General features: G+C 64.6%; 24 protein-coding genes, 2 tRNA genes and 1 other RNA gene. 11 read left to right on the top strand and 16 right to left on the bottom strand.

Features of this window, described 5'->3' with window-relative positions; genetic code table 11:
* Positions 1-31: 31 nt before the first annotated feature.
* The 8 genes from NMQ16_RS05470 to NMQ16_RS05435 form a co-directional block, all read right to left on the bottom strand.
* A tRNA-Thr gene (locus NMQ16_RS05470) sits at positions 32-107 on the bottom strand.
* A gap of 90 nt (positions 108-197) precedes the next feature.
* Positions 198-623 carry a Fur family transcriptional regulator gene (locus NMQ16_RS05465; protein WP_069038081.1) on the bottom strand — a complete coding sequence of 142 codons (426 nt, stop codon included), beginning with the start codon at positions 621-623 and terminating at the stop codon, positions 198-200.
* 49 nt (positions 624-672) lie between these two features.
* Positions 673-1599 carry a 4-hydroxy-3-methylbut-2-enyl diphosphate reductase gene (gene ispH / locus NMQ16_RS05460; RefSeq protein ID WP_257079503.1) on the bottom strand — a complete coding sequence of 309 codons (927 nt, stop codon included), beginning with the start codon at positions 1597-1599 and terminating at the stop codon, positions 673-675.
* 11 nt (positions 1600-1610) lie between these two features.
* A complete protein-coding gene (locus NMQ16_RS05455) occupies positions 1611-2051 on the bottom strand; it encodes a peptidylprolyl isomerase (protein WP_257079502.1) in 441 nt (146 codons plus the stop codon).
* A complete protein-coding gene (gene lspA, locus NMQ16_RS05450; protein ID WP_257079501.1) occupies positions 2048-2542 on the bottom strand; it encodes a signal peptidase II in 495 nt (164 codons plus the stop codon). The genes NMQ16_RS05455 and lspA overlap by 4 nt, the downstream gene beginning before the upstream one ends.
* Before the next feature lie 5 nt (positions 2543-2547).
* Positions 2548-5385: an isoleucine--tRNA ligase gene (ileS, locus tag NMQ16_RS05445; protein ID WP_257079500.1), complete on the bottom strand. Its 2838-nt coding sequence runs from the start codon at positions 5383-5385 to the stop codon at positions 2548-2550.
* 9 nt (positions 5386-5394) lie between these two features.
* Positions 5395-6327, bottom strand: a complete 933-nt coding sequence (locus tag NMQ16_RS05440) for a bifunctional riboflavin kinase/FAD synthetase (RefSeq protein WP_257079499.1) — start codon at positions 6325-6327, stop codon at positions 5395-5397.
* Positions 6328-6375: 48 nt separating this feature from the next.
* Positions 6376-6460, bottom strand: a tRNA-Leu gene (locus NMQ16_RS05435).
* Between the two features lie 104 nt (positions 6461-6564).
* Between NMQ16_RS05435 and queA the strand changes: the two genes are divergently transcribed.
* From queA to secF, 5 genes are all read left to right on the top strand, one after another.
* Positions 6565-7617, top strand: coding sequence for a tRNA preQ1(34) S-adenosylmethionine ribosyltransferase-isomerase QueA (gene queA, locus NMQ16_RS05430; RefSeq protein ID WP_257079498.1), 1053 nt, complete (start codon positions 6565-6567; stop codon positions 7615-7617).
* Entirely contained in the window at positions 7607-8716 is a 1110-nt protein-coding gene (gene tgt, locus NMQ16_RS05425) for a tRNA guanosine(34) transglycosylase Tgt (RefSeq protein WP_257079497.1), read from the top strand. The genes queA and tgt overlap by 11 nt, the downstream gene beginning before the upstream one ends.
* Before the next feature lie 79 nt (positions 8717-8795).
* Complete coding sequence (gene yajC, locus NMQ16_RS05420; RefSeq protein WP_257079496.1) at positions 8796-9122, top strand: preprotein translocase subunit YajC; 327 nt, start codon at positions 8796-8798, stop codon at positions 9120-9122.
* 72 nt (positions 9123-9194) lie between these two features.
* Positions 9195-11045, top strand: coding sequence for a protein translocase subunit SecD (secD, locus tag NMQ16_RS05415; protein WP_257079495.1), 1851 nt, complete (start codon positions 9195-9197; stop codon positions 11043-11045).
* A gap of 27 nt (positions 11046-11072) precedes the next feature.
* The gene (secF, locus tag NMQ16_RS05410; RefSeq protein ID WP_257079494.1) at positions 11073-12011 is read left to right on the top strand and encodes a protein translocase subunit SecF; all 939 of its coding nucleotides are present in this window, start codon (positions 11073-11075) and stop codon (positions 12009-12011) included.
* A 339-nt stretch (positions 12012-12350) separates the two neighbouring features.
* Here the strand turns inward: secF and NMQ16_RS05405 are convergent, their stop codons facing one another.
* A complete protein-coding gene (locus NMQ16_RS05405) occupies positions 12351-12671 on the bottom strand; it encodes a DUF2322 family protein (protein ID WP_257079493.1) in 321 nt (106 codons plus the stop codon).
* 9 nt (positions 12672-12680) lie between these two features.
* Positions 12681-14048 (bottom strand): adenylosuccinate lyase, encoded by a 1368-nt coding sequence (purB, locus tag NMQ16_RS05400; RefSeq protein WP_257079492.1) that lies wholly within the window; start codon positions 14046-14048, stop codon positions 12681-12683.
* Positions 14049-14199: 151 nt separating this feature from the next.
* Here purB and NMQ16_RS05395 point away from each other — a divergent pair, with 151 nt between their 5' ends.
* The gene (locus NMQ16_RS05395) at positions 14200-14808 is read left to right on the top strand and encodes a glutathione S-transferase (protein ID WP_257079491.1); all 609 of its coding nucleotides are present in this window, start codon (positions 14200-14202) and stop codon (positions 14806-14808) included.
* Positions 14809-14851: 43 nt separating this feature from the next.
* Here NMQ16_RS05395 and mnmA read toward each other — a convergent pair whose 3' ends face one another.
* Genes mnmA through NMQ16_RS05380 form a run of 3 tightly spaced genes read right to left on the bottom strand, consistent with a single transcriptional unit; the run spans position 14852 to position 17008 of the window.
* Positions 14852-15988 carry a tRNA 2-thiouridine(34) synthase MnmA gene (mnmA, locus tag NMQ16_RS05390; protein ID WP_257079490.1) on the bottom strand — a complete coding sequence of 379 codons (1137 nt, stop codon included), beginning with the start codon at positions 15986-15988 and terminating at the stop codon, positions 14852-14854.
* Positions 15975-16553, bottom strand: a complete 579-nt coding sequence (locus NMQ16_RS05385; RefSeq protein ID WP_257079489.1) for a hypothetical protein — start codon at positions 16551-16553, stop codon at positions 15975-15977. The genes mnmA and NMQ16_RS05385 overlap by 14 nt, the downstream gene beginning before the upstream one ends.
* Positions 16553-17008 (bottom strand): NUDIX hydrolase, encoded by a 456-nt coding sequence (locus tag NMQ16_RS05380; RefSeq protein WP_257079488.1) that lies wholly within the window; start codon positions 17006-17008, stop codon positions 16553-16555. Before NMQ16_RS05380 ends, NMQ16_RS05385 begins: the two co-directional genes overlap by 1 nt.
* Before the next feature lie 96 nt (positions 17009-17104).
* Between NMQ16_RS05380 and NMQ16_RS05375 the strand changes: the two genes are divergently transcribed.
* The 4 genes from NMQ16_RS05375 to NMQ16_RS05360 are packed head-to-tail and all read left to right on the top strand — an operon-like array spanning position 17105 to position 19709.
* Positions 17105-18025, top strand: coding sequence for a branched-chain amino acid transaminase (locus NMQ16_RS05375; protein ID WP_257079487.1), 921 nt, complete (start codon positions 17105-17107; stop codon positions 18023-18025).
* An 18-nt stretch (positions 18026-18043) separates the two neighbouring features.
* Complete coding sequence (locus NMQ16_RS05370) at positions 18044-18256, top strand: zinc-finger domain-containing protein (protein ID WP_257079486.1); 213 nt, start codon at positions 18044-18046, stop codon at positions 18254-18256.
* A gap of 11 nt (positions 18257-18267) precedes the next feature.
* The gene (locus tag NMQ16_RS05365; RefSeq protein ID WP_257079485.1) at positions 18268-18699 is read left to right on the top strand and encodes a nuclear transport factor 2 family protein; all 432 of its coding nucleotides are present in this window, start codon (positions 18268-18270) and stop codon (positions 18697-18699) included.
* 50 nt (positions 18700-18749) lie between these two features.
* Complete coding sequence (locus tag NMQ16_RS05360; RefSeq protein ID WP_257079484.1) at positions 18750-19709, top strand: hydrolase; 960 nt, start codon at positions 18750-18752, stop codon at positions 19707-19709.
* A 34-nt stretch (positions 19710-19743) separates the two neighbouring features.
* Here the strand turns inward: NMQ16_RS05360 and NMQ16_RS05355 are convergent, their stop codons facing one another.
* The 3 genes from NMQ16_RS05355 to NMQ16_RS05345 form a co-directional block, all read right to left on the bottom strand.
* Positions 19744-21390: an NAD(P)/FAD-dependent oxidoreductase gene (locus tag NMQ16_RS05355; RefSeq protein WP_257079483.1), complete on the bottom strand. Its 1647-nt coding sequence runs from the start codon at positions 21388-21390 to the stop codon at positions 19744-19746.
* A 143-nt stretch (positions 21391-21533) separates the two neighbouring features.
* Complete coding sequence (locus NMQ16_RS05350; RefSeq protein WP_257079482.1) at positions 21534-22553, bottom strand: SPFH domain-containing protein; 1020 nt, start codon at positions 22551-22553, stop codon at positions 21534-21536.
* A gap of 90 nt (positions 22554-22643) precedes the next feature.
* Complete coding sequence (locus NMQ16_RS05345) at positions 22644-24983, bottom strand: ATP-binding protein (RefSeq protein ID WP_257079481.1); 2340 nt, start codon at positions 24981-24983, stop codon at positions 22644-22646.
* Positions 24984-25085: 102 nt separating this feature from the next.
* Between NMQ16_RS05345 and rnpB the strand changes: the two genes are divergently transcribed.
* Positions 25086-25488: RNase P RNA component class A (gene rnpB / locus NMQ16_RS05340), an RNA gene on the top strand.
* Positions 25489-25835: the final 347 nt, after the last annotated feature.

The raw sequence follows: 25835 nt of genomic DNA, 5'->3' as shown, positions 1-25835 counted from the left end.
CCGCGGAACTGGCCTTTCTGCTTGCTTCTACTGGTGCCGCTGGCCGGAATCGAACTGGCGACCTTCGCATTACGAATGCGCTGCTCTACCAACTGAGCTACAGCGGCGAAAAAGAGCGCGCATGTTAGCCGTTGGCACGGCTCAAATCAATGAGAACCTGCACGCAGCGCGGAAGAATGCACGAATCGATGGTGCGGTCACACCGCAGCAGCTGACGGACGCATGCGGACGACGATGTCCATCCCATCGGCGACCATGCCCGGCGGCAGCGACGGCATGCCATCGACGCGCAGCACATGCTGCGGAATGTCGGTCAGGCAGCCGGTCACGACGTCGTACAGGTGATGATGCGGCTCGGTGTTCGGATCGAAGAACACCTTGGTCGGGTCTACGATGACCTCGCGGATCAGTCCGGAATCACGCAGAAGCTTGAGTGTGTTGTAAACCGTGGCCTTGGAGGCCGACGGTGAAGTTTCATTCACCATGCCCAGAATCTGGTCAGCCGACAGATGCTCCATGCGGGAGAACAGTACGCAGGCGATATCCACACGGGGCTGCGTCAGATTGACGCCGTGCTTGCGCAGCAGATCTATGGTTTGTTCGCGATTCAACGTGGTTTTCATGATTCCCAGTATATGTAAGCGGGCCCGTCCGCGCCAATCAACGGGACTGTCACCCCTGCACCAGTTCCTTTGGCAGCGGGAAGTTGACGTTTTCCGGCGCGCCTTCGAGCATGCGTACCGCGCCGGCGCCGAGTTCGCGTAGCCGTGCCACCACTTCATCGACCAGCACTTCCGGCGCCGACGCCCCAGCGGTCACGCCAACGCGTTTGCGACCGGACAGCCAGGCCGGATCGATCTGCGTCGCGTTGTCGATCAGATAGGCCGGCACGCCGAACTGTTGCGCCACCTCGCGCAAGCGGTTCGAATTTGAGCTGTTCGGTGAGCCCACCACCAGCACCAGATCACTGCGCGGCGCCATGAATTTGACCGCATCCTGCCGGTTCTGCGTCGCGTAGCAGATGTCGTCGCGTTTCGGACCGACGATGTCCGGGAAACGGGCCCGCAGCGCCTCCACGATGACCTGCGCGTCGTCCACCGACAATGTGGTCTGCGTGACATAGGCAAGCTTGCCGGCATCCCTGACCTTCAGCAAGGCGACGTCTGCAACGGTTTCGACCAGATACATGCCGCCGTCTGTCTGCCCCATCGTTCCTTCGACTTCCGGATGTCCCTTGTGCCCGATCATGACGATTTCGCGCCCGGCATCGCGCATCTTGGCCACTTCGACGTGCACCTTGGTCACCAGCGGGCAAGTTGCGTCGAACACGCGCAGGCCACGCGACGACGCGTCGTGGCGCACAGCCTGCGGCACACCGTGCGCGCTGAAGATCAGCGTGGCGCCCTCGGGCACCAGTTCAAGGTCGTCGATGAAAATCGCACCCTTGGCGCGCAGGCTGTCGACGACGAACTTGTTGTGCACCACCTCGTGCCGCACATAGATCGGCGCACCGTACTGCTCAAGTGCGCGCTCGACGATGGCGATCGCCCGCTCGACGCCTGCACAGAAACCGCGCGGATTGGCCAGCAGTATTTCCATTGTTTCCTCCGTCAGAGGATGCCGATGATCTGCACCTCAAAGCTTACTGCCCGTCCTGCCAGCGGATGATTGAAATCGATCAGCGCCGACTTGTCATCCACTTCCTTCACCAGGCCGGGAAACTTGTTGCCGTCTTCACCCAGGAATTCGACGATGGAATTCACCGCCAGTTCGACATCGTCAGGCAGGTCGACGCGGGCAAAGCGCTCGACCAGGTCTTCCCGGTGGTCACCAAACACTTCGCCGGCTTCAAGCTCGAACACTTCATGATCACCGACAGCCAGGCCGACGAGACAGATTTCGAGCGCGGGCGCCAGCTCGCCCCGCCCCAGCTGCAGCGTCGCAGGCCGCGAATCGAAGGTGCTGACCCGCACCACGGCCCTTTCGGTTTCCGGCACGGCCATGCGGTAATGCAGGGTCACCAGGCTATCCGGCTTGATCTTGTCATTCATGCTTGCTTCTCCGCACGGGCGGCACGCGACACCAGCCAGAACTGATCGATCAGCATCAGCACGACACCCGCAGTGATGGCCGAATCGGCCACGTTGAACGCCGGAAAGCCGTGGCTCCCGGCATGAAAATACAGAAAATCGACGACCGCGCCGAGCACCACGCGGTCGATCAGGTTGCCGATGGCGCCACCGAGGATCAGCGCCAGCCCCAGCGGAAGAACGACTTCGGCGACATGGCGGCGCATCAGCACGATGAGCCAGGTAGACACCGCTGACGTGAGCACGATGAAAAACCAGCGCTGCCAGCCCGAATGGTCTGCCAGAAAACTGAATGCGGCGCCCGGGTTGTAGACCAGCACCAGATCGAAGTAGGGCGTCACGGACCAACTCTGGCCATAGGACAACCATCCGGTGATCAGGTACTTGGTCAACTGGTCAGCCCCCACGACCAACAGGGCGACGGCCAGCCAGCCGGCGAAGCGCGCAGTCATGGTGGTCAGGCGTGGCTGCGCGTTTCACCCTCGCCGTGCAGATTGCTGTCACAACGGCTGCACAGTTCGGGGTGCTCGGGGTTGCTGCCCACGTCGGCACGATAGTGCCAGCAGCGCGCGCACTTGACCTGCGCGCTCGCAACCGCGCTGACGCCCTGCTCCGCGTCCGATTCGACCTTGATCAACGCCGCTCCCGAGGTAATGAGCACGAAGCGCAGATCGTCGCCCAGTGCCGCGAGATCGTCGTAGGTCGTACCGGCCGCGCGCACTTCGACTTCGGCCTGCAGCGACGAACCGATGCCGCCTTCGGCACGCAGCGTTTCGAGCACGCGCGCCGATTCGGCGCGCAGTGCGCGGATGCGACCCCAGCTTTCAATCAGAGCGGCTTCGTCGGCCTGCATCGGCAGCGCGTTCCACGTGGTCAGCATGACGCTGTCGAGATTCGCGGCATACGGGCCGTTCTTGCCCGCTTCGGCCAGCACGGTCCAGATTTCCTCCGCCGTGAAAGGCATGATCGGTGCCATCAGACGTACCAGGGTCTGCGTGATGTGCCACAGCGCGCCCTGGGCCGAGCGGCGGGCATGCGAGCCGGGCGCCGTCGTGTAGAGCCGGTCCTTCAGGATGTCGAGGTAGAAGCCGCCCAGATCTTCCGACGCGAAGTGCTGCAGCGCCTGCACGATCTTGTGGAACTCGAACGTGAGGTAGTCGTTGCCGACCCTCTCCTGCAGGTCGCGCGTCAGCGCAAGTGCGTAGCGATCGATGGTCAGCCATTTGGTCACCGGCAGCTTGTGCGCAACCGGATCGTAGTCGGCGATGTTGGCAAGCAGGAAACGGACGGTATTGCGCAACCGGCGATAGGTTTCCACCACGCGGTCGAGGATTTCCTTCGAGATCGACAACTCGCCCGAATAATCGGCCGATGCGAGCCACAGCCGCAGGATTTCCACGCCCAGCTTGTCGCCGACTTCCTGCGGCTCGATGCCGTTGCCGGCCGACTTGCTCATCTTGTGGCCGCTGGCATCGACCGTGAAGCCATGCGTCAGCAGCGCACGATACGGCGCGTGGCCATCCAGCGCACATCCGGTGAGCAGCGACGACTGGAACCAGCCGCGATGCTGGTCGGAGCCTTCGAGGTACAGGTCGGCGACCGGCCCGCCATCGCCGCGCCGCCCGTCCTGGTGCGAACCGCGCAGCACGTGCCAGTGCGTCGTGCCGGAATCGAACCACACGTCGAGCGTGTCGGTCAGCTTGTCGTAATGCGCCGCATCGTCGCCCAGCAGTTCGGCCGGATCGAGGTTGAACCAGGCGTCGACCCCTTCGCGCTCGACGCGCAGCGCCACCTGCTCCATCAGGTCCGGCGTGTCGGGGTGCAGCTGGCCGGTTTCCTTGTGCAGGAAGAACGGAATCGGGACCCCCCAGTTGCGCTGGCGCGAAATGCACCAGTCCGGGCGTTTGGCGATCATCGCCGCCAGACGTTCCTTGCCCCAGTCGGGGTAGAAAGCGGTCGCTTCGACCGCCGCCGCCGCGCATTCACGCAGCGTGTAGGACTCCGGCTGGCGGATGTCCATGCCGACGAAGAACTGCGCCGTGGCGCGGTAGATGACGGGCGTCTTGTGGCGCCAGCAGTGCATGTAGCTGTGCGTGATCTGTTCGTGCGACAGCAGCGCACCCGCCTTGGAGATCGTGTCGATGATGACCGGATTGGCTTTCCAGATGTGCATGCCGCCGAACAGCGGCAGGGCATCGATATAGACGCCGTTGGCCTGCACCGGGCCGAACACCTCGTTGGTCGCCAGACCGTGCGCCGTCCAGGTCTGGAAGTCTTCGACACCGTAGGCCGGCGCGCAATGCACGATGCCGGTACCCGCGTCGAGCCCGACGTAGCTGGCAGTCAGCACCGGCACGTCGCGCACGTAGAACGGATGCTGGAACAGCAGATCCGCCAGTGCAGTGCCCGGCGCGATGGCGACCACCTCGCCTTCGAGCTTGAAGCGCGCCAGACAGCTGTCGACCAGATCGCGGGCGACGATCACGTGGCCGTTCGGCGTCCGCACCAGTGCATAGGTGTGCTCGCCATTCACGTTCAGCGCCTGATTGGCCGGAATCGTCCACGGCGTGGTGGTCCAGATCACGGCCTGCACCTTGCCCGCCGGCAGGGCATCGAGTCCGAACGCATCCGCCAGCATCTGACGGCAGGCATCAGCGATCTGGAACCCCACATCGACCGCAGGGCTGCCCTTGTCCTGGTATTCGACTTCGGCTTCGGCCAGTGCCGAGCCGCAGTCGAAACACCAGTTCACCGGCTTCAGGCCACGGTACACCCAGCCCTTCTTGACCATTTCCTTCAGCGCGCGGATTTCGCCCGCCTCGTTCTGGAAATCCATCGTACGGTAGGGCCGATCCCAGTCGGCGAGCACGCCAAGCCGGATAAAGCCCTTCTTCTGCAGTTCGACCTGCTCGGCGGCATAGGCACGCGCCAGCTTGCGCACCTCGGCCGGCGGCAACGACTTGCCGTGCTTCTTTTCGATCTGGTGTTCGATCGGCAAACCGTGGCAGTCCCAGCCCGGAATGTAGGACGCGTCGAAGCCGTGCAGCGTCATCGAGCGGACGATGATGTCCTTCAGGATCTTGTTGACCGCATGGCCGAGGTGGATGTCGCCGTTTGCGTACGGCGGGCCGTCGTGCAGCACGAACTGTGGCCGGCCGGCCGACTGCTTGCGGATGCGCTGATACAGCTTGCTGTCCTGCCACTGCTTCACCCAGCCAGGCTCGCGTTTCGGCAGGTCGCCGCGCATCGGGAACGGCGTGTCGGGGAGGTTCAGCGTCGAGCGGTAGTCAGCCATGTTCAGCCTTCAGAGAGTATGTAAAGCAAACCAGTGGCGGATATCGGCCACGTCCTTCGCGATTGCCTCGCGCAGTGCATCCAGTCCTTCGTAGCGCATCTCGTCACGCATCTTGTGCCGGAATCGCACCGACACGCGACGGTCGTACAGGTCGACCGTGCGGTCCAGCAGGTGGACCTCGCAGGTCGGCCGCAAGCCGTCGGCAATGGTCGGCCGCACGCCCACGCTGGCCGCACCCTGCGCACCCAGCAGACCGCCGCCGGTGACGGTGACCGCGAATATCCCGGACAGCGGCAGCGAACGCTGCCTGATCTGCACATTCGCGGTCGGAAACCCGAGTTGGCGACCGATCTTCTGCCCGTGCTCGACGCGCCCGCTGATTTCATAAGGGCGTCCGAGCAGTGCTTCGGCACGCGCCAGATCACCTTGTTCCAGCGCCCCGCGCACGGCGGAACTGGACGCCCGCTCGCCATCGACCGATATCGTGGCCATGGTCGCAAGTGAAAAACCGTGCTGCTCGCCGGCCGAGCGCAAGCGCTCGAAGTCACCTTCCCGACCCCGCCCGAAGCGGAAATCGTCGCCGATGATCAGGTGACGCACGCCAAGACCGCGCACCAGCAGGTCGTCGATGAAAGCCTGCGCGCTCAGCGCCGCAAAACGCGCATTGAAGCGGCACACGTACACCCTGTCCACCCCTGCGTCGGCAAACAGCTCGAGCTTCTCGCGCAGGCTGGTGAGCCGGGTCGGCCGTCGCTCGTGCGTGAAGAACTCGCGCGGATGCGGCTCGAAGGTCATCACGGCTGCCGGCAGGCAGTCTTCGCGAGCACGCGTGACGAGTTGTGCGAGCAGGGCCTGATGGCCCCGATGCACGCCATCGAAATTACCGATGGTCAGGACGACCGGCGCATCGGCCGCAGAAGGGATTGCGCGAAAGACCTGCACGGATTGAAAAGCGCCCGAAAAATCGCGCGATTATAACTTGGCGCTTGTTGGTGCCGGGAGGGGGACTCGAACCCCCACACCTTGCGGCGGCGGATTTTGAATCCGCTGCGTCTACCGATTCCGCCATCCCGGCAGGGAAGAGCGGCGGATTATGCGTGTCGGGCCGGTCGCTGCGCAAGCCTGACGGACGCTACAATTGCGGGCTTTGCCTTTCAGGCCGACCTTGTGCCGCGTTCCGTGCTTACCCTGTCCGACTTCGATTACGACCTGCCCGACGAGCTGATCGCCCAGGCTCCGCTGCCCGAGCGCAGCGCCGGTCGCCTGCTGGTCGTCGGGCCGGCGTCGCTGACCGACAGCAGCATCCGCGCGCTACCCCAGTGTCTGGAGCCGGGTGACCTGCTGGTATTCAACGACACCCGCGTGATGCATGCCCGGCTGTACGGAACAAAGGGCAGCGGCGGCCGCATCGAAGTGCTGATCGAACGACTGACCGGCGAGCACGAGGCGCTGGCGCAGGTCCGCGCCAGCAAGACGCCGCGTGCCGGCAGCCGCCTGCGCATGGAAGACGCCTTCGATTTCGAGGTGCTCGGACGCGACGGCGAATTCTTCCGCCTGCGCAGCCTGGGAGAGACACCGCTGACCGCACTGCTGGAACGCCATGGTCGACTGCCGTTGCCGCCCTACATCGATCGCGCGGCCGCCGATGCGGACGAACAGCGCTATCAGACAGTCTATGCACGGGAAACCGGTTCAGTCGCCGCACCCACTGCCGGCCTGCATTTCGACGATGAACTGCTCGGTGCGGTCGCCGCACGCGGAGTGCGGCGTGCCCATGTCACGCTGCACGTCGGCGCCGGGACCTTCCAGCCGGTGCGCACCAACAATCTGGCGGAACACCGCATGCACAGCGAACAGTTCCAGTTGTCGGCCGACACGGCGCAGGCCATCGCCGACACGAAATCGTCAGGCGGACGCGTGATCGCGGTTGGCACCACCAGCCTGCGCTGCCTCGAATCGGCAGCCGCCGTCTGCGCGCCCGGCCCGCTCGCCGCCTGCCGAGGGGATACCCGGCTGTTCATCACGCCGGGTTACGATTTCCGGGTGATCGATGGACTGCTGACCAATTTCCACCTGCCGAAGTCGACCTTGCTGATGCTGGTGTCGGCGCTGGCCGGGCGGCAGCGCATCCGCGCCGCGTATGCGCATGCGGTGGCGCAGCGCTACCGCTTCTTCAGCTACGGTGACGCGATGTTCATTCCGGCGCGCATGAAGGACCACGATGAAGTTTGATCTGCTCGCGCGCGACGGCCTCGCCCGGCGTGGCCGCCTGACCCTTGCCCACGGCACGGTCGACACACCCGTGTTCATGCCGGTCGGCACCTACGGCACGGTCAAGGGCATGGACCCGGCGGAACTGAAGGACATGGGCGCGAAAATCGTGCTCGGCAACACCTTCCACCTGTGGCTGCGACCGGGCACCGAGGTCATCCGCAAACATGGCGGGCTGCACCGCTTCATGGGCTGGGACCGGCCGATACTGACCGATTCGGGCGGCTTCCAGGTGTTTTCGCTCGACGCACTGCGCAAGATCAGCGAAGACGGCGTTCGCTTCTCCAGTCCGATCAACGGCGACAAGCTGCTGCTGACGCCGGAAGAATCGATGCGCATCCAGCACGACCTGAATTCCGACGTGGTGATGATCTTCGACGAATGCACGCCCTACCCGGCCGACCTGGAGCAGGCGGCGACGTCGATGCGGCTCAGCCTGCGCTGGGCGCAGCGATCGCGCGACGCGCACGACGCGCTGGGCAACGACAACGCACTGTTCGGCATCGTCCAGGGCGGCATGCATGAATCACTGCGCGACGAGTCGCTTGCCGCGCTGACCGGCATCGGCTTCGACGGCTACGCCATCGGCGGCCTGTCGGTCGGCGAACCCAAGGACGACATGCAGCGCATCCTCGCGCACACGGCGCCGAAACTGCCCGAGCATGCACCGCACTACCTGATGGGCGTGGGCACGCCAGAAGACCTGATCAATGCGATTGCGCACGGCATCGACATGTTCGACTGCGTCATGCCCACCCGCAATGCCCGCAACGGCTGGCTGTTTACCCGCTACGGCGACATCAAGCTTAAGAACGCGCGCTACAAGGACGATACCGGCCCGGTCGACCCGTCCTGCGAGTGCCACACGTGCGCGCACTACACACGTGCCTACCTGCACCACCTGCACCGCTGCAACGAAATGCTGGGCGCACGGCTGAATACACTGCACAACCTGCACTTCTACCAGCAATTCACGCGCGAGGCGCGCGAGGCAATCGAAACCGGCCGTTACGCGCCCTGGTCGGCCGCCTTCCTCGCCGACCGGCAGCGCGGAGTGTGAGCAAATCTGTCGGCCGGGGACGGCCCGGGCCCGGCTGATATACTCGCGCGCTTTACCAATCGCGCAAACGGAGTTCAACGTGTTCATTTCCCCCGCTTACGCTCAGGCCGCAGGCGCTGCCGATCCCACCGGTGGCCTGATGGGACTGCTGCCCATCCTGCTGATGTTCGTCCTCCTGTGGTTCCTGATGATCCGCCCGCAAATGAAGCGCGCGAAGGAACACAAGGCGCTGATCGAAGCGCTGACCAAGGGCGACGAAGTGGTGACCCAGGGCGGCATGGCCGGCCGCATCACCAAGGTCGGTGACAACTTCATCAGCGTCGAGCTGGCGCCGAACGTCGAAGTCGCCGTGCAGCGGCAGGCGATCGCCACGGTGCTGCCCAAGGGCACGCTGAAGGCACTCTGATTCCGCGCTGATCCGTCCGGCTGCGGCCGGCGGCAGTACCGCCGGCCTTCCACTCCTCATTCAGACTCCGCAATGAACCGCTATCCGATCTGGAAAAACGCGCTGGTGATCGTGGCGCTGATACTTGGCCTGATCTACACCCTGCCGAACTTCTTCGGCGAGGCGCCGGCCGTGCAGGTATCGACCGCACGCACCGGCGTGCAGATCGACGCTGCCCTGATGACGCAGGTCGAATCGACGCTGAAGGACGCCGCCATCGCACACACGGGCCTGACGCTCGACACCACCGGCGTGCGCGTGCGCCTCGCCGATACCGATACACAGCTCAAGACGCGCGACGTGCTTGAAAAGGCACTCAACCCGGATCCGGTTGATGGCAAGTACGTGGTGGCGCTCAACCTGCTGTCGAAGTCACCGGACTGGTTGCGTTCGTTCGGCGCACTGCCGATGTATCTCGGCCTCGACCTGCGCGGTGGCGTGCACTTCCTGCTGCAGGTCGACATGCAGGGCGCAACCATCAAGCGGCTCGATTCGATGGCATCCGACCTGCGCACCCAGCTGCGGGAAATGAACATCCGCCACGGCGGCATTTCGCGCGAAGGCAGCACCATCGTTCTGCGTTTCCGTGACGCGGCCGGTCGCGATGCCGCGCGCAGCGCAGCCGAGAAGGCGCTGCCCGAAATGGTATGGACGCAGGGGCAATCAGGTGCCGACTACCTGTACACAGGGCGCATGAGCGAACTGGCCGAGACAGATCTGCGCGAATCGGCCATCAAGCAGAACATCCTGACCCTGCAGAAGCGCGTAAACGAACTGGGGGTAGCCGAACCCATCATCCAGCAGCAGGGTGCCGACCGCATCGTCGTGCAGTTGCCCGGCGTGCAGGACGTGGCCAAGGCGAAAGACCTGATCGGCCGCACCGCCACGCTGGAGGTTCGCCTGGTCGATCAGGAAGCGATGACCAGCGGCAATATGGAAGGGCTCGAGGTCTATCCGGAGAACTCGCGCAGCGGCGGTGTTTCGAATGTGCCGGTGAAGAAGCAGGTCATCCTTACCGGCGAGCGCTTCGAAACCGCCCAGGCCTCGTTCGACGATTCGAACCGCCCAGCCGTAGCGGTGAAGCTCGACGCCACCGGCGGCCGCATCATGCGCACGGTCACGCGCGAAAACCTGAAGAAGCTGATGGTCATCCTGCTGTTCGAAAAAGGCCGCGGCGAGGCGATTTCGGTCGCCACCATCCAGGGCGAATTCGGCGACCGCTTCCAGATCACCGGCCAGTTCTCGCCGCAGGAAACGAACACGCTGGCCATCCTGATCCGCTCGGGCGCGCTGGCGGCACCGATGGAAATCATCGAAGAACGGGTCATCGGCCCCTCGCTCGGCGCCGAGAACATCGAAAAGGGTTTCGATTCGACGCTGTGGGGCTTCGTGGCGATCGCCGTTTTCATGATCTTCTATTACGCGGTGTTCGGCTTCATCTCGACCACGGCGCTGGCGGCCAACCTGCTGTTCCTGATTGCGCTGCTGTCGCTGCTGCAGGCCACGCTGACGCTGCCGGGCATCGCCGCCATCGCGCTGACGCTCGGCATGGCGATCGACGCCAACGTGCTGATCAACGAGCGCATCCGCGAAGAGCTGCGCAACGGTGTCACGCCGCAGGCGGCGATTTCCGCCGGCTACGAACGCGCGTGGGCAACCATTCTTGATTCGAACATCACGACGCTTATCGCCGGCATCGCGCTGCTCGTGTTCGGGTCAGGACCGGTGCGCGGCTTTGCCGTCGTGCACTGCCTGGGCATCCTGACTTCGATGTTCAGCGCCGTGGTGGTGTCACGCGCTATCGTCAACATGGTGTACGGACGCGCCCGCAAGCTCGAAAAAGTGTCGATCGGCACCGTGTGGAAACCGGGCGCCAACCTCTGAGCCGCCACCAAGGAAATCTGAACAGTCATGGAATTCTTCCGCATCCGGCGCGACATCCCCTTTATGCGCAAGGCGCTGGTGTTCAACGTCATTTCGTTCGTCACCTTCCTGCTGGCCGTGTTCTTCCTGACCACGCGCGGTCTGCATCTGTCGGTGGAATTCACCGGCGGGACGCTGATGGAAATTTCATACAGCGAGGCGGCCGACCTGCAGGGCGTGCGCAAGGCGCTGACCGACAGTGGCTTCAGCGAACCGCAGGTACAGAACTTCGGCACCGCACGTGATGTGCTGATCCGGCTGCCGCTGGTCAAGGACGTCGATTCCGCCAAGGTGAGCCAGCAGGTGATCGCCACGCTCAGCGCAGGCGACGGTCCGAAGCCCGAACTGCGGCGCGTCGAATACGTCGGCCCGCAGATCGGCAAGGAACTGGCTGAAGACGGCGCGCTGGCACTGATGTTCGTCATCTGCGGCATCATGGCCTACTTGGCCATGCGCTTCGAATGGCGCTATGCGGTGTCGGCCATCATCGCCAACCTGCACGACGTGGTGATCATCCTCGGCTTCTTCGCTGCCTTCCAGTGGGAATTCTCGCTTCCGGTGCTGGCGGCGGTGCTGGCGGTGCTGGGTTACTCGGTGAACGAATCGGTCGTGGTGTTCGACCGCGTACGCGAAGTGTTCCGCAATGCGCGCAAACGCACGCTGACCGTGCCCGAAGTGATGGACAACGCGATCACCAGCACGATCTCGCGCACCATCATCACGCACGGTTCAACCCAGATGATGGTGCTGTCGATGCTGCTGTTCGGCGGCGAGGCGCTGCACTACTTCGCGGTGGCGCTGACCATCGGCATCTGTTTCGGTATCTATTCGTCGGTGCTGGTCGCCTGCCCGCTGGCCATGTGGCTGGGTGTCAAGCGCGAACAACTGATCAAGCCGCCGAAGCGCAAGGAAGAAGCGGTCGTCTGAATCGCCTGGCGGCCGCGTGACCAACGCGGTCGGGGGCACGACCCGGTCTGCGTTCGAATACTGCTGCTCTGATTCGACCCGAGCATGTTGGGCATCGCTGCGCTCACCCCAACCTACGGAGGGGCCACGCAGGGCAGCGGCGCTTCGGGGGGTGTTCGCGTCGGGCATCACTGCACTGAGCCAGGCTGCGGGCGTCCGGCAGGTAGGTTGGGGTGAGCGCAGCGATGCCCAACGACCGACCCGAACCCGGGCGATTGCCCCAGGCCCTGCCGCGGCAGGTCTTGTCTGGCAGCAGCACCGCGTCGGTCGGGCTCCGACTTACCCCGCCGGATCGACCGCTCAGGGCTGTGCGAACACCTGCTTCACGCGCAAGGTCTGAGCGCTGTCGACCAGTGCGATCAGCCGATCGATGTTCGGGTGCTTTCCCGGATTGGCACGCGCGTCGACGGTGTGTTCGCCATACAGATCCAGACCCTGCTTCGATGCATCCGGCGTGATGGCACCATGCAGCTGGGCGAGGTGGTTGTACACCGCCAGCGACCCGGCCTGGCCGGGCTTGTTCTCGATGGTCGCGATCACTTCCCCGGCAGCATCGATCAATTGCAGCGCCGCCAGATGCGACACGCCGGGCAGGGTTTTAAGCGTTTCGGCAAAACTCATGATGCGTCCTCAGATGGCGGCAGCCAGACGGGCCGCGTCGCCGATGTAGCTGGCGGGCGTCATCGCCAGCAAGCGTTCGCGCTCCGCCGCCGGAATGTCGAGACCACTGATGAAGGCCTGCAGCGCCTCGCGCGTGATGCCGCGGCCGCGCGTCAGTTCCTTCAGCTGTTCGTACGGATTGGGCACACCGTAACGGCGCATCACGGTCTGCACCGGCTCGGCCAGCACCTCCCAGCAGGCGTCGAGATCGGCCGCCAGCGTATCCGGTTCGGCCACCAGCTTGCCCAGCCCGCGCGACAGCGAATCCAGCGCCAGCACGGTGTAGCCGAAGGCCACGCCCATATTGCGCAGCACGGTCGAATCGGTCAGATCACGCTGCATGCGCGACACCGGCAGTTTGTCCGACAGGTGACGCAATAGCGCATTGGCCAGCCCCAGATTGCCTTCGGCGTTCTCGAAGTCGATCGGATTAACCTTGTGCGGCATGGTCGAACTGCCGATTTCACCGGCCTTCAGTTTCTGGCGGAAGTAGCCGAGCGAGATGTACATCCAGAAGTCGCGCGCCGCATCGAGCAGGATGGTATTGGCGCGCGACATGGCGTCGAACAGTTCGGCCATCGCGTCATGCGGTTCGATCTGGATCGTGTAGGGGTTGAATTCCAGCCCGAACGATTCGATGAACACGCGGTTGAACTGCGACCAGTCGACGTCCGGATAGGCCGACAGGTGGGCGTTGTAATTGCCGACTGCGCCATTGAACTTGGCGGTCAGGCTGACCGCGGCGACGCGCGCACGGGCGCGCATCAGGCGCGCGGCGATGTTCGCCATTTCCTTGCCCAGCGTGGTCGGGCTGGCCGGCTGGCCGTGCGTGCGCGACAGCATCGGCAATGCGGCGAACTCATGCGCCATGGCACGCAGCAATGCGATCACGCCATCGAGCGCCGGCAGCAGCGTGTCGGTGCGCGCCTCGTTGAGCATCAGCGCGTGCGAAACGTTGTTGATGTCTTCCGATGTGCAGGCGAAGTGGATGAACTCGGATACACCGGTCACTTCGGCGTTGTTCGCCAGCCGGTCCTTCAGCCAGTACTCCATCGCCTTCACGTCGTGATTGGTACGCGCCTCGATCGCCTTGATCGCGGCGGCATCCTCGACGCTGAACTCGCGGACGACGGCATCAAGCTCGTCAAGCGTCGCCTGCGAGAAGGCGGCCACCTCGCCGATCTGCACATCCGCGGCCAATGCGCGCAACCATGCGATCTCGACGCGTACGCGGTTGCGGATCAGGCCGAACTCGCTGAAATGACCTCGCAAGGGATCGAGTTTGGCGGCGTAACGACCGTCCAGCGGCGACAGCGCGGTGAGGGTGTGGGCACTCATGAAGGACCTGCAGGAAGGAAGGGATGGAAGGCCACGAAGCGGTTCAGCCCCGGGCAGCGCGGCGCGAATTTTATCATGCACCGCATGATGGCCCCGCCTTGCGGGAACGGCCCGGACGCTATACTCGGGTGCTCTTCCATCGGTGCTGTCCATGAAACTCGTCGGTTCCTACACCAGCCCTTACGTACGCAAGGCGCGCGTGGTGCTTGCAGAAAAGAAGATCGACTGCGAATTCGTGCTCGATTCGCCCTGGCTCGAAGGCACGGGCGTCCCGGATGTGAACCCGCTGGGCAAGATTCCGGTGCTGGTGCTCGATGACGACACCTGCCTGTTCGATTCGCGCGTGATCGTCGAGTACCTCGACGGCGTGGCGCCGAACAACAAGCTGCTGCCGTCCACCGCGCGCGAACGTGCGCTGGTCAAGCGCTGGGAAGCACTGGCCGACGGCATGACCGATGCGGCGGTGGCGATCGTGCTGGAAGTGCGCCGCATGGTCAGCGAACAGAACGCAAGCTGGATTTCGCGCCAGCGCAGCAAGATCGATCGTGCGCTGAACACGCTGGCGGCAGATCTGGGCGATGGCGCGTGGTGCCACGGCAACAGCATTTCGCTGGCCGACATCGCGGTGGGTTCGGCGCTCGGCTATCTGGACTTCCGATTTCCGGAGCTGGACTGGCGCGAGCGGCACGCCAACCTCGCCAAGCTGCAGGACAAGCTGATGCAGCGCCCGTCACTCGCCGAAACCGTTCCGGTCGAATAAGGCAGAGGCAAAGGCAAGCGCCAAGCAGGCCGGTACGAACCGCTCAGGCCGCTTTGCCGGCCGCGGTGATGACGCCACCGCCCAGACAGACCCGGCTTTCGTAGACCACCACACTCTGGCCGGGCGTCACCGCCCACTGCGCTTCGGCGAACGCGATTTCGCAGCGCGAATCATCGACCGCATCGATGCTGCATGGCGCATCTGCCTGCCGGTAACGGGTCTTTGCCGCATACACCCAGTGCGTGTGCGGCAGCTCGCCCGACACCCATGACAGGTCGCCCGCCACCAGCCGCTCCGACAGCAATGCTGGATGGTCGTGGCCGCGCACCACGTACAGCACGTTGCTCGCCATGTCCTTGCGCACCGCGTACCACGCGTCGTGTTCGCCGGCGTCGTCCGCCATGCCCTTGAGCCCGCCGATACCCAGCCCCTTGCGCTGACCGATGGTGTGATACATCAGGCCTTCATGGCGGCCGAGCACGCGGTCGGTATCAAGATCGCGGATGTCGCCCGGCGTGACCGGCAGGTAACGCTGCAGGAATTCGCGGAACGGTCGCTCGCCGACGAAACAGATGCCGGTCGAATCCTTCTTGCCGGCATTGGCCAGCCCGGCATCGGCCGCGATGCGGCGGACCTCGCGCTTGGGCAGGTGACCCACAGGAAACAGCGTATGCGATAGCTGCGCCTGATTCAGCCGGTGCAGGAAATAGCTCTGGTCCTTGTTGCCGTCCTCGCCCTTGAGCAGCTGGAAGCGGCCCTGGAACTCGCGCACCTGCGCATAGTGGCCGGTGGCGATGCGCTTTGCCCCGAGCTGCATCGCGTGATCGAGAAAGGCGCTGAACTTGATTTCGGCGTTGCACAGCACGTCGGGGTTGGGGGTGCGGCCGGCCTCGTATTCGCGCAGGAAGCTCGAAAAAACGCGGTCCTTGTACTCGGCCGAAAAATTGACCACTTCGAGGTCCATGCCGATCACGTCCGCCGCCGACACGGCGTCGATCAGATCCTGCCGGGTCGAGCAGTATTCGTCGGTGTCGTCGTCCTCCCAGTTCTTCATGAACAGGCCGACCACCTTGTAGCCGGCGCGCTTGAGCAGCAGTGCCGACACCGACGAATCGACGCCGCCCGACATGCCCACGACCACGGTTTCACCCGGTTCGGCCGCTGTTTCAGCGCCGTGCATTCCAGTCATCCGGATACCCCCCATTCTTCCAGTGTTCCATGTCCATCACGACCGGCGGTTCGCCGTGGTCGCGAAACCAGGTATCGACCGCGTAACGACGGCCGCTTTCGGTGTCTTCGATCACCGCGGTGAAGTGCTGCATGATGACCCAGCTGGTGCGCTGCTCGATCTCCAGCACCCGATGGTGACGCAGGGCGCCCGCTTCCTGCAGCTGTTCGAGCATGACGGTGGTGGTGTGCGCGTGGTCGATGCAGTCCATGCGCCCGTCGGCGCCCAGATCAAGGTAGTCGCCGGCGCGGTCGGCGCCGATCGGCGACTGCTCACCGGCCCAGCGGTACATGCGCGCGATCACCCACTCGAGTTGCTCGCGTTCGCTGGCGGCATCGCTTGCCTTGAGCATCTCACCCACCAGCACGGCGCGCTGCTCGGGCACGAGGCTGACCGTCTGCACGACGAGGCACCCGTAGTTGAAACAGATGTCGAGTTCGAGGTCCTGCGCCATGGCCGGCGTCGCATGAACCTGCAGCGCACTGCACAGCACCACCCCCGCCAGCAATCGCCGCATCAGGAAAAGTGCCGCACGACCGCCAGCGGCAGGCGCACGTCAGCCAGCCAGTCCTGCACGCACGCCCACACCAGCGGGCTGCGATGGCGCTCGCGACTGGCTTCGATCTCTTCGGGCGTCATCCAGAAGGCACGCACGATGCCGTCGTCCAGCGCGCGGCCGGCGATCTGCTCGCCGCTTTCGCCGGAAAACGCAAAGCGCAGGTAGGTGACTTCGCCGTCAGGCCGGCGCCACTGATAGACGCCGACCAGCGCCTGCGGCACGAAAGGATGGGCTGTTTCCTCCATCGCCTCGCGGGCGCACGCCTCGACCAGCGACTCGCCCTCTTCCAGATGGCCGGCCGGCTGGTTCAGCATCAGCCCCTTCGACGTTTCCTCTTCCACCATCAGGAAGCGGCCCCGGTACTCCATCAGGGCGGCCACCGTGACGTTGGGCTTCCATATGCGTTCACTCATCCGCTGATTTTAACGCGTGCGGCTGCGATGACCGTCGCCGCACTGCGCGCATCAGCTAAAATCGCGCGCTTATCGCAATCCACTGGAGTGTTTCTCATGTCGATGGCCGACCGCGACGGTTTTATCTGGTACGACGGCAAGCTGGTGCCCTGGCGCGAGGCCACCACGCACGTACTGACCCACTCGCTGCACTACGGTCTGGCCGTCTTCGAGGGTGTACGCGCCTACCACACCGAAATCGGTACCGCGATCTACCGCCTGAAGGAACACACTGACCGGCTGTTCAACTCGGCGCACATCTACATGATGAAGATGCCGTACAGCCGCGAGGAAATCATGGAAGCGCAGCTTGAAGTGGTGCGCGCCAACAAACTGGAATCCTGCTACATCCGGCCGATCGCCTTCTTCGGCTCGGAAAAGATGGGGATTTCGACGCGCGGCGCCTCGGTGCATGTGTCGATCGCCGCCTGGCCCTGGGGCGCCTACCTGGGCGAGGACGGCCTGAAGAAGGGCATCCGGGTCAAGACCTCGTCCTTCTCGCGCCACCACGTCAATGTGTCGATGTGCCGCGCCAAGTACTCGGGCACCTACGCCAATTCCATCCTCGCCAACATGGAAGCGACCGACCTGGGCTACGACGAGGCGCTGCTTCTCGACGTCGATGGCTTCGTCGCCGAAGGTGCGGGCGAAAACCTGTTCGTTGTGAAGGACAACAAGATCTACGAACCGGAAATCGCCTCGGCGCTGGTCGGCATCACGCGCGCATCGGTGATCGAGATCGCCGCCGAATTCGGCTATCAGGTGGTGTCGAAGCGGCTGACGCGCGACGACATCTACACTGCCGACGAGGCCTTCTTCACCGGCACCGCGGCCGAAGTGACGCCGATCCGCGAGCTCGACAATCGCGTCATCGGCAGCGGCACGCGCGGCCCGGTCACCGAAAAGCTGCAGGCGCGCTTCTTCGACATCGTCAATGGCCGCGCCCCCGAGTACCACCGCTGGCTGACCAAGATCTGAACCCGGAGCCCATCTGCCATGAACCAAGCCGTGAGTGATTCCAGCCGAGACCGCGCACGCGACGTCGAAGTCGGCGCGACCGACCTGCCGCTGCACTGTCCGCTGCCCGGCGCGCCGCTGTGGGCGCGTCATCCGCGTGTGTTCCTCGACGTGACCAAGACCGGCGAGGCCACCTGCCCGTACTGCGGTACGCGCTACCGCTACAACGGCCCGGCGCCTGCCGGCCACTGAGCCCACTGTCCATGGAAATGCCCCGCAAGGCCTTTTTCGCGACGCCTCAGGAAGCCGAAGCGGCCTTTTACGAAGCACGCGCGCGGGGCGATATCGAAGCCATGATGTCGGTGTGGGGTGACGAGGACGACATCATCTGCGCGCTGGCCGGCTGCCCGCGTGCCAGCGGCTACGAAGAAGTCCGCGATGCCTGGCGGCGCGTGTTCGCCGGTACCCGGGTCGATGTACGGGTGATCAACGCACAGATCATGCAGGGTGTGCTGCAGTCCATCCACAGCCTGAACGAACAGTGCAGCGCCGCTGGTGACCGCGCGTCGCGTCCGCTGCTCATCGTGACCAACGTCTATCTGCGCGGTCCGCTGGGCTGGCACATGGTGTTGCATCACGCTTCCGCCGCCCCGGCTGCACAGGAGACGGCGGGCCCGCCGAAGATACTTCACTGAGTCCCTTACTGAGCACTTCGCCAGGCCCCGCGCCGAGTTCTTCACCGGGCATGTCGCCGCCCCGCTTTCACCCTGCACGCTGGCTGCCCGGCGGCCACGCGCAGACCATCTGGCCGCGCTTCATCCTGCCGCCGCTGCCAGCACTGGCACGCGAGCGCGTCGATACGCCCGACGGCGACTTCATCGATCTGGACTGGTTGCCGCTGCGCGCGCAGCAGCCTCTGGTGATGCTGCTGCACGGGCTGGAAGGCAGCTCGGAAAGCCATTACGCGCGGGCGCTGTTGGGTGCTGTCGACGCGCGCGGCTGGAACGGGGTGGTGGTGCATGCGCGCGGCTGTTCCGGCGAACCGAACCGGCTGGTGCGCGCCTATCACTCGGGTGACAGCGCGGAGCTGGACTGGCTGCTGCCGCGTGTCGTGCCGCGCATGAACGGTCAGCCGGTGCATGCGGTCGGCGTTTCGCTCGGCGGCAATGTGCTGTGCAAGTGGCTGGGCGAGCAGGGCCACGCCGCATCGCGCTGGCTGCGCAGCGCGGCGTCGGTCTGTGCACCGGTCGATCTGGGTGCTGCCGGACGGGCGCTCGACCAGGGTTTCAATCGCGTCTACACGCAGTATTTCCTGCGCACGATGAAGCCGCGTGCCCTGCACAAGGCGGCCTTGTTTCCGGGCGTGCTGGATGCCGCGGCGATCGCCGCCAGCGCGTCAATCAAGGCGTTTGACGACGCCGTCACCTCGCAACTTCATGGATTCAGGGATGCCGACGACTACTGGACACGCTGCTCGGCGCGCCCGCTGCTGCGCGAGGTGCGCGTGCCGCTTCTGCTGCTGCAGGCGCTGAACGACCCGATGGTGCCCGACTGGTCGCTGGCCACGCCGCAGATGCTGTCGTCCGACGTACTGCCCGAATACACCGCGCAGGGTGGCCACGTCGGCTATGTGAGCGGTGCGCCGACAGGTCATCTCGACTGGCTGCCGCAACGGCTGCTGCACTTCTTCGAGCACGGGCGCTGACCGGATCCGTTGCGGCGCCCGCCGTGGAAGGCGCCTACGAAAGCTCGACCGCTCCGCGCCTTTCCCCGCTGACGCGCGACCCGCCTGCCATGCTCAGCGCCACGGCCTCCGCCACCTCGATGCCGTCGATCGCTGCCGACAGGATGCCGCCGGCGTAGCTTGCGCCTTCGCCGGCCGGATACAGCCCGACTGTGTTCAGACTCTGGTAGCTCACCGGATCACGCTTGATGCGGATCGGCGAGGACGTGCGCGTCTCCACGCCGGTCAGCACCGCGTCATGCATCGCGAAACCCTTGATCTGCCGGTCGAACGCCGGCAGTGCCTCGCGGATGGCCGTGATCGCGTAGGCAGGCAACGCCGTATCGAGTTCGCCCAGCCGGACACCCGGCGTATAGGACGGCGTGACCACACCGAGCTGCGTGGACGGCCGCGCGGCGATGAAATCGCCGACAAGCTGACCCGGCGCACTGTAGTCGCCGCCTCCCAGTTCGAAGGCGCGCGATTCCCACCGGCGCTGGAACGCAATGCCGGCCAGCGGGTGACCTGGATAGTCCTCCGGCGAAATGCCGACCACGATGCCGGCATTGGCATTGCGCTCGTTGCGGGAATACTGGCTCATGCCGTTGGTCACGACACGGCCCGGCTCCGAGGTGGCCGCGACCACGGTGCCGCCCGGACACATGCAGAAGCTGTACACCGAACGGCCGTTGGATGCGTGGTGCACCAGCTTGTAGTCGGCCGCGCCCAGCAGTGCGTGACCGGCGTAGTCGCCGAAGCGGCAGCGGTCGATCAGCGCCTGCGGATGTTCGATGCGGAAGCCGACCGAGAACGGCTTCGCTTCCATATAGACACCGCGCTCGTAGAGCATTTCGAAGGTGTCGCGTGCGCTGTGGCCCACCGCCAGCACGACATGATCGGCAGCAATGACTTCACCGCCTGCCAGCATCACGCCGCGTACCTTGCGGTCTTCGATGATCAGATCCTCGACGCGCGACCTGAAGCGGATCTCGCCCCCCAGCGCCTCGATTTCCGCACGCATCTTCTCGACCATGCCGACCAGCCGGAAGGTGCCGATGTGCGGCTTGCTGACATACAGGATTTCTTCCGGCGCACCGGCCTTGACGAATTCCTTCAGCACCTTGCGCCCGTAGTGCTTCGGATCCTTGACCTGGCTGTACAGCTTGCCGTCGGAAAAGGTACCGGCCCCGCCCTCGCCGAACTGCACGTTCGACTCAGGATCCAGGACGTGCTTGCGCCACAGGCCCCAGGTGTCCTTCGTGCGCTCGCGCACGGCCTTGCCACGCTCCAGCACGATGGGGCGAAATCCCATCTGCGCAAGCACAAGCGCCGCCAGGATGCCACACGGCCCCATGCCGATGATGACCGGGCGCTGCGCCAGGCCGGCGGGTGCGCGGGCAACGAAACGGTAGTCCATGTCGGGTGTGGGATGTACGTGAGGAACGCCCTTCAGGCGCGCCAGTACGGCGGTTTCATCCGCCAGCTCGACGTCGAGCGAATAGATCAGGAAGATGTTCGAGCGCTTGCGCGCGTCGTAGCTGCGCTTGAATACCGTACAGGACAGCAGTTCGCCGGGGGCGATGCGCAGCCGTTCGAGTACGGCGGAACGCAACGCCTCGTCCGGGTGATCGAGGGGCAACTTGACTTCGGTTAATCGCAACATGCAGGACTGGGGCGGTGCCGCCGGGTTGTCTATCGTTCAACCCGCGAGTCTACCGTCAGGGCGACGGCAATACGCAGCATCGGTGGCAGACCGGCAACACCGGCGCGTCCGCCGGGACGCGCCGCACCGTGCCCCCGCGGCGTTCAACCGGTGATCTGCTTCAGCAACGCCGTCTTGGCGGCGGTGTAGTCGGCTTCGGTGATCAAACCGCCATCGAGCAGCGATTTCAGCTTGCCCAGCTTTGCTTCCGGCGTATCGGCCGCTGCCGGCGCCGAAGCCACCGAGGTTGCCGTTGCCGGCAATACCGAACCCCGCATCGCTTCGGTCATCACCTGCCCCATGCTCAGACCGGCGCCCAGGCTGGCGCCGATGCCGGCCAGCCCGCCTTCGTTCTGCGCCGCCATCGGAATGGCCGTGGCGGTCTGATACTGGGTGAAGGCGGCCAGATTGCCGGCCATGCCCATCGATACCCGGGTATCGAAGGCCTTCTGCAGCTCTTCCGGCAGCGACACGCTTTCAACCGCGAAATTGTCCAGCGCAACGCCATAGCGTTCGAACACTGGCGCCATCGCGCCCTTCATGCGTTCACCCAGCAGGCCGAAATTGGTCGCCATGTCGAGGAATGGCAGTTCCGACGCACCGAGCGTATTGCTCATCGCCGACACGATCAGGTTGCGCAGCTGCATCTCGAGATCATCGACCGTATAGATGTCGCGCGTGCCGCTGATTTCCGCGAAGAACTGCTTCGGGTCGGCCAGCCGGTAGGAGTACACGCCGAACGCGCGCAGCCTGACCATGCCGAAATCCTTGTCGCGCACCGTCACCGGTTGAGCCGTGCCCCACTTGCGGCCCAGTTGCAGGCGGGTGCTGAAGAAATAGACATCACTCTTGAAGGGCGATTCGAACAGCTTGTCCCAGTTCTGCAGATAGGTCAGCACCGGCAGCGTACTGGTCTTCAACACGTGGCGACCGGGACCGAGCACGTCGGCGATGCGCCCCTCGTTGACGAACAGTGCCGCCTGCGACTCGCGCACCGTCAGCTGCGCACCGTACTGAATTTCCGCATCCTGCATCGGATGCCGCCAGGCCAGCGTGCCATCGCCGTCCTCCTGCCACTGCAGTACGTCGATGAACTGTTTCTTGATGAAGTCGCCGATACCCATTTCACATCCTCTCAGGAAAGACCTGCCGTGCAGCCACCGCGTACTCTGGCGCCGCTCCCCCGGTACCGTAGCGCGTCCCGGGTCGTCGTATCAAGTTGCTGTTTCCATTTCCATTTGCGTTGATTCCGTCGAAATGTCGTCCGGCTCGCGCGCCGCCAGCCAGATTTCGATGCAGGCCCCGCAGTCGTCACGCCTGGCCGCCCGTATCCAACCGCCGTGCAGATTGACGATCTCGCGACAGATGGCGAGTCCGAGCCCGGTACCGCCTTCGGCGCCGCGCAGGCGCGCCGCCTGCTCGAACTGATCGAAGATGCGCTCGCGATCTTCTTCGGCGATGCCCGGTCCGTGATCGGACACGCGCAGCAGCACACCCGCCATACCTTCATGTTCATGCCGCTCGAGCGAAAGCAGCACCTCGGCAGACGGTGGCGAAAAGCGGATCGCATTGTCGAGCAGCGTGCGCAGCACCTGTGCCATTCGCTGCGCGTCGGCCTGCAGCGGAACCGGCGGGAACAATCCGGTCATCCGCATATGCACACCACGTTCGACCGCAACAGCCTGCATCTGCGCAATCGCCTCAGCCACCAGCGATTCCAGATCGCAGCTTGACGCGTTCAGCTTGATCGCGCCGCCTTCCAGGCGCGACAAGTCGAGCAGATCGTCGACCAGCGCAAGCAGGCGGTCACCGTGTTCGCGGATCACCTCGAAGCGCCGGCGCGTGACATCGGCCAGCGGCGGCCGGTCGCGCAACGCCAGACGGGAAAAGGCGAGGATGGCGTGAATGGGCGTGCGCAGTTCGTGCGACATGCTGGCCATGAAGCGGCTCTTGGCGCGATTGGCGGTTTCAGCCATGCGCCGCGCCGACATGCTGTCGGACAGCTGCTCTTCGATCAATTCGCTCAGACGGTCGCGATGCCGCTTCAGTTCGGTCTCGGCGCGCTGCCGGTCGCGGTCGCGAATGCCCGCCTGCAGAATCAGGCCGAACGTGCTGATCGCTGCCTGCACGCCGGTCCGGCACGCTTCGGGTAAAGCATGGGGGCGCTCGAGACCGACCAGCCCGACCAGACGCCGGTCACTCATGACCGCGAAGCACACCCGTTGCTTCGGCGGGTCATCGAACGCAGCCAAGGCGACAATGGCACCGGATTCCTGATCGCTGCGATCGGCGGTCAGGGCTTCATCGATCAGTTCGGGGTACGCGCCAAGCCAGTCGTTGTCGCGGCTGGCCAGCAGATTCACCTGCGGTTCGTGCCGTGGATCGTGCATGACTTCGGCGATGAAGCCGTCGCTTGCGCCGGCCAGGTCGAGCAGGATGTCCAGCATGGCGGCAAACAGCGCTTCACCCGACTCACCGCGGATGAAGCGCGCCTGCAGGCGCCCCAGCATGGCCAGTTGCTCGCGACTGCGCTCAAGCGCCTGTTCGCTGCGCTTGCGCTCGCTGATGTCGCGCGCAAAGCCCACCGTGCCCAGCAGTTCTCCGTTCTCGTCGAGCACCGGTGCCTTCCACACTTCAAGGCAGATCGATCCCGTACCGGATGCGACGAAGGACTCCGAGCAGCGCGGCAGGCGACTGTTCAGTACTTCGATATCGTCGGCCCGGTAGGCGTCGGCGCAGTCAGTCGGCCACAGGTCATGATCCTGCAGGCCACAGGCTTCGTCGGGATCGTTCAACCCGCCGGCGAGTGCGAGCGGCTTGTTGACCGCCAGAAAACGCAGGTCGCGATCCTTCAGCCACACCATGAACGGAAAATTGTCGAGCAGCGCGCGCTGATAGCGCATCGCGCGGTGCAGCTCGCGCTCCATGCGCCAGCGGTCGGTCATGTCCTGCACGATGCCGGCCAGCACCGGCGCATCGGTGCCGTAACCCCCTGCTGACGCCGCGCCGGCGGACTCGACACGACCTTCGAACAGCACGCGCCGTTCGCCGTCCGGGTGGCTGACGCAGAACTCGGTGCGGTAATGCGCTCCGGCCTGCGCAGCACGCCAGGCACGTTCGAGCGGCAGACGATCGTCTGCCGCGACATGGGCGAGAAGCTGTTCGAAGGACGCCAGCGCAGCGCCGTCGATGCCAAGTATCCGCCGCGCGCGGCCCGACCATTCGAACACACCGTGCGCGTATGACCAGTTGCCGGTGCGGCCGAGCGTGTGCGCCCGCTCCAGTTCGACGTGCAGCTGTTCAAGTTCCTGTCGCGCGGCATCAAGCCGCACACCGACCGCCCAGAGCACCAGACAGACGATCAGCACAGGTACCAGCAGCGGCGCCAGACCGAGGCGGGACAGGCGACCCGCGCCCGCCAGTCCGGTCGCACCGGCCAGTTCGGCCACCAGCAGACCGATCACCAGCGCGGCCAGCAAGTACGCCAGCCAGTGACGGGCAAGATGTCGGGCAGACTGCAGCGACAGGTTCATGAGCGGGAAAAAGGCCTTCAAGGCAGACGTTCTGACCCCTCTGAACGGCCGGCGACGCGGGTTCTTGAGTGCCGCAGACGATGTTTCGGGCGGCACACCGACGAACGGGTAGAATCCATGCCGGAAGTCCGCCGGGCAACCGCGGCGCGCAAGCGCGGAGGAAAGTCCGGGCCCCGCAGAGCAGGATGCCGGCTAACGGCCGGGCGCAGCAAGCCGCGCGAAAGCGCGGCCCAAGGCGACGGAAAGTGGAACAGAAAACATACCGCCGATGGCCGCAAGGATCAGGCAAGGTTGAAATGGTGCGCCTGCGGGCGGGCGGCAACGCCGGGTAAGAGCCCACCGCGTGCGCGGCAACGTGCACGGCACGCAAAACCCCATCCGGGGCAAGGCCAAATAGGGAAGCGATGACGCGGCTCGCGTCGCTTCCGGGTAGGCTGCTCGAGCGACGTGGCAACACGTCGCCCAGATGAATGGTTGCCAGTGCGTTCGCGCACAACAGAACCCGGCTTACAGGCGGACTTCCACTCCCTCCCGGCGCAATTCCCCTTTTTGCCCCCCCCCCGCATTCCACTCGCCTCCATCCGCTCGATTCCCTGCCCGGCCCCTGCTGTTCCCCACACCGGTTTGCATCGGCTGGCGCGGCATTCCGCTCCACTTCCGCCCCACTTCGCCCCACCGCAGTCTGGCCTGCACGCAGCTTCTCACCAAGCACATTCAATTCATTTTCTATCCCATTAAAAACAAAAGGTTTTTACCTGAAACAGCGTGAAAAATTCACGCTAAGTCATTGTTGCGACAACAGTTTTGCTTACATCCGTCTATTGACCCTGGCGCAGTCGAAAGCTAAAGTGGAGCAATATTGGATATATAGTG

This window comes from Methyloversatilis sp. XJ19-49, from assembly GCF_024580145.1.
Lineage (GTDB): Bacteria > Pseudomonadota > Gammaproteobacteria > Burkholderiales > Rhodocyclaceae > Methyloversatilis.
This window is presented reverse-complemented; position numbering and strand designations above follow the sequence as displayed.

Coding starts and splice junctions, on each gene's coding strand:
- purB (WP_257079492.1), bottom strand. CDS start 14,048: ATGAGTGCCCACACCCTCACCGCGCTGTCGCCGCTGGACGGTCGTTAC.
- NMQ16_RS05350 (WP_257079482.1), bottom strand. CDS start 22,553: ATGGGTATCGGCGACTTCATCAAGAAACAGTTCATCGACGTACTGCAG.
- mnmA (WP_257079490.1), bottom strand. CDS start 15,988: ATGCACGGCGCTGAAACAGCGGCCGAACCGGGTGAAACCGTGGTCGTG.
- NMQ16_RS05385 (WP_257079489.1), bottom strand. CDS start 16,553: ATGCGGCGATTGCTGGCGGGGGTGGTGCTGTGCAGTGCGCTGCAGGTT.
- ispH (WP_257079503.1), bottom strand. CDS start 1,599: ATGGAAATACTGCTGGCCAATCCGCGCGGTTTCTGTGCAGGCGTCGAG.
- secD (WP_257079495.1), top strand. CDS start 9,195: ATGAACCGCTATCCGATCTGGAAAAACGCGCTGGTGATCGTGGCGCTG.
- NMQ16_RS05365 (WP_257079485.1), top strand. CDS start 18,268: ATGGAAATGCCCCGCAAGGCCTTTTTCGCGACGCCTCAGGAAGCCGAA.
- NMQ16_RS05395 (WP_257079491.1), top strand. CDS start 14,200: ATGAAACTCGTCGGTTCCTACACCAGCCCTTACGTACGCAAGGCGCGC.
- NMQ16_RS05370 (WP_257079486.1), top strand. CDS start 18,044: ATGAACCAAGCCGTGAGTGATTCCAGCCGAGACCGCGCACGCGACGTC.
- NMQ16_RS05455 (WP_257079502.1), bottom strand. CDS start 2,051: ATGAATGACAAGATCAAGCCGGATAGCCTGGTGACCCTGCATTACCGC.
- NMQ16_RS05405 (WP_257079493.1), bottom strand. CDS start 12,671: ATGAGTTTTGCCGAAACGCTTAAAACCCTGCCCGGCGTGTCGCATCTG.
- NMQ16_RS05375 (WP_257079487.1), top strand. CDS start 17,105: ATGTCGATGGCCGACCGCGACGGTTTTATCTGGTACGACGGCAAGCTG.
- NMQ16_RS05355 (WP_257079483.1), bottom strand. CDS start 21,390: ATGTTGCGATTAACCGAAGTCAAGTTGCCCCTCGATCACCCGGACGAG.
- ileS (WP_257079500.1), bottom strand. CDS start 5,385: ATGGCTGACTACCGCTCGACGCTGAACCTCCCCGACACGCCGTTCCCG.
- lspA (WP_257079501.1), bottom strand. CDS start 2,542: ATGACTGCGCGCTTCGCCGGCTGGCTGGCCGTCGCCCTGTTGGTCGTG.
- tgt (WP_257079497.1), top strand. CDS start 7,607: ATGAAGTTTGATCTGCTCGCGCGCGACGGCCTCGCCCGGCGTGGCCGC.
- NMQ16_RS05360 (WP_257079484.1), top strand. CDS start 18,750: ATGTCGCCGCCCCGCTTTCACCCTGCACGCTGGCTGCCCGGCGGCCAC.
- NMQ16_RS05380 (WP_257079488.1), bottom strand. CDS start 17,008: ATGAGTGAACGCATATGGAAGCCCAACGTCACGGTGGCCGCCCTGATG.
- secF (WP_257079494.1), top strand. CDS start 11,073: ATGGAATTCTTCCGCATCCGGCGCGACATCCCCTTTATGCGCAAGGCG.
- NMQ16_RS05465 (WP_069038081.1), bottom strand. CDS start 623: ATGAAAACCACGTTGAATCGCGAACAAACCATAGATCTGCTGCGCAAG.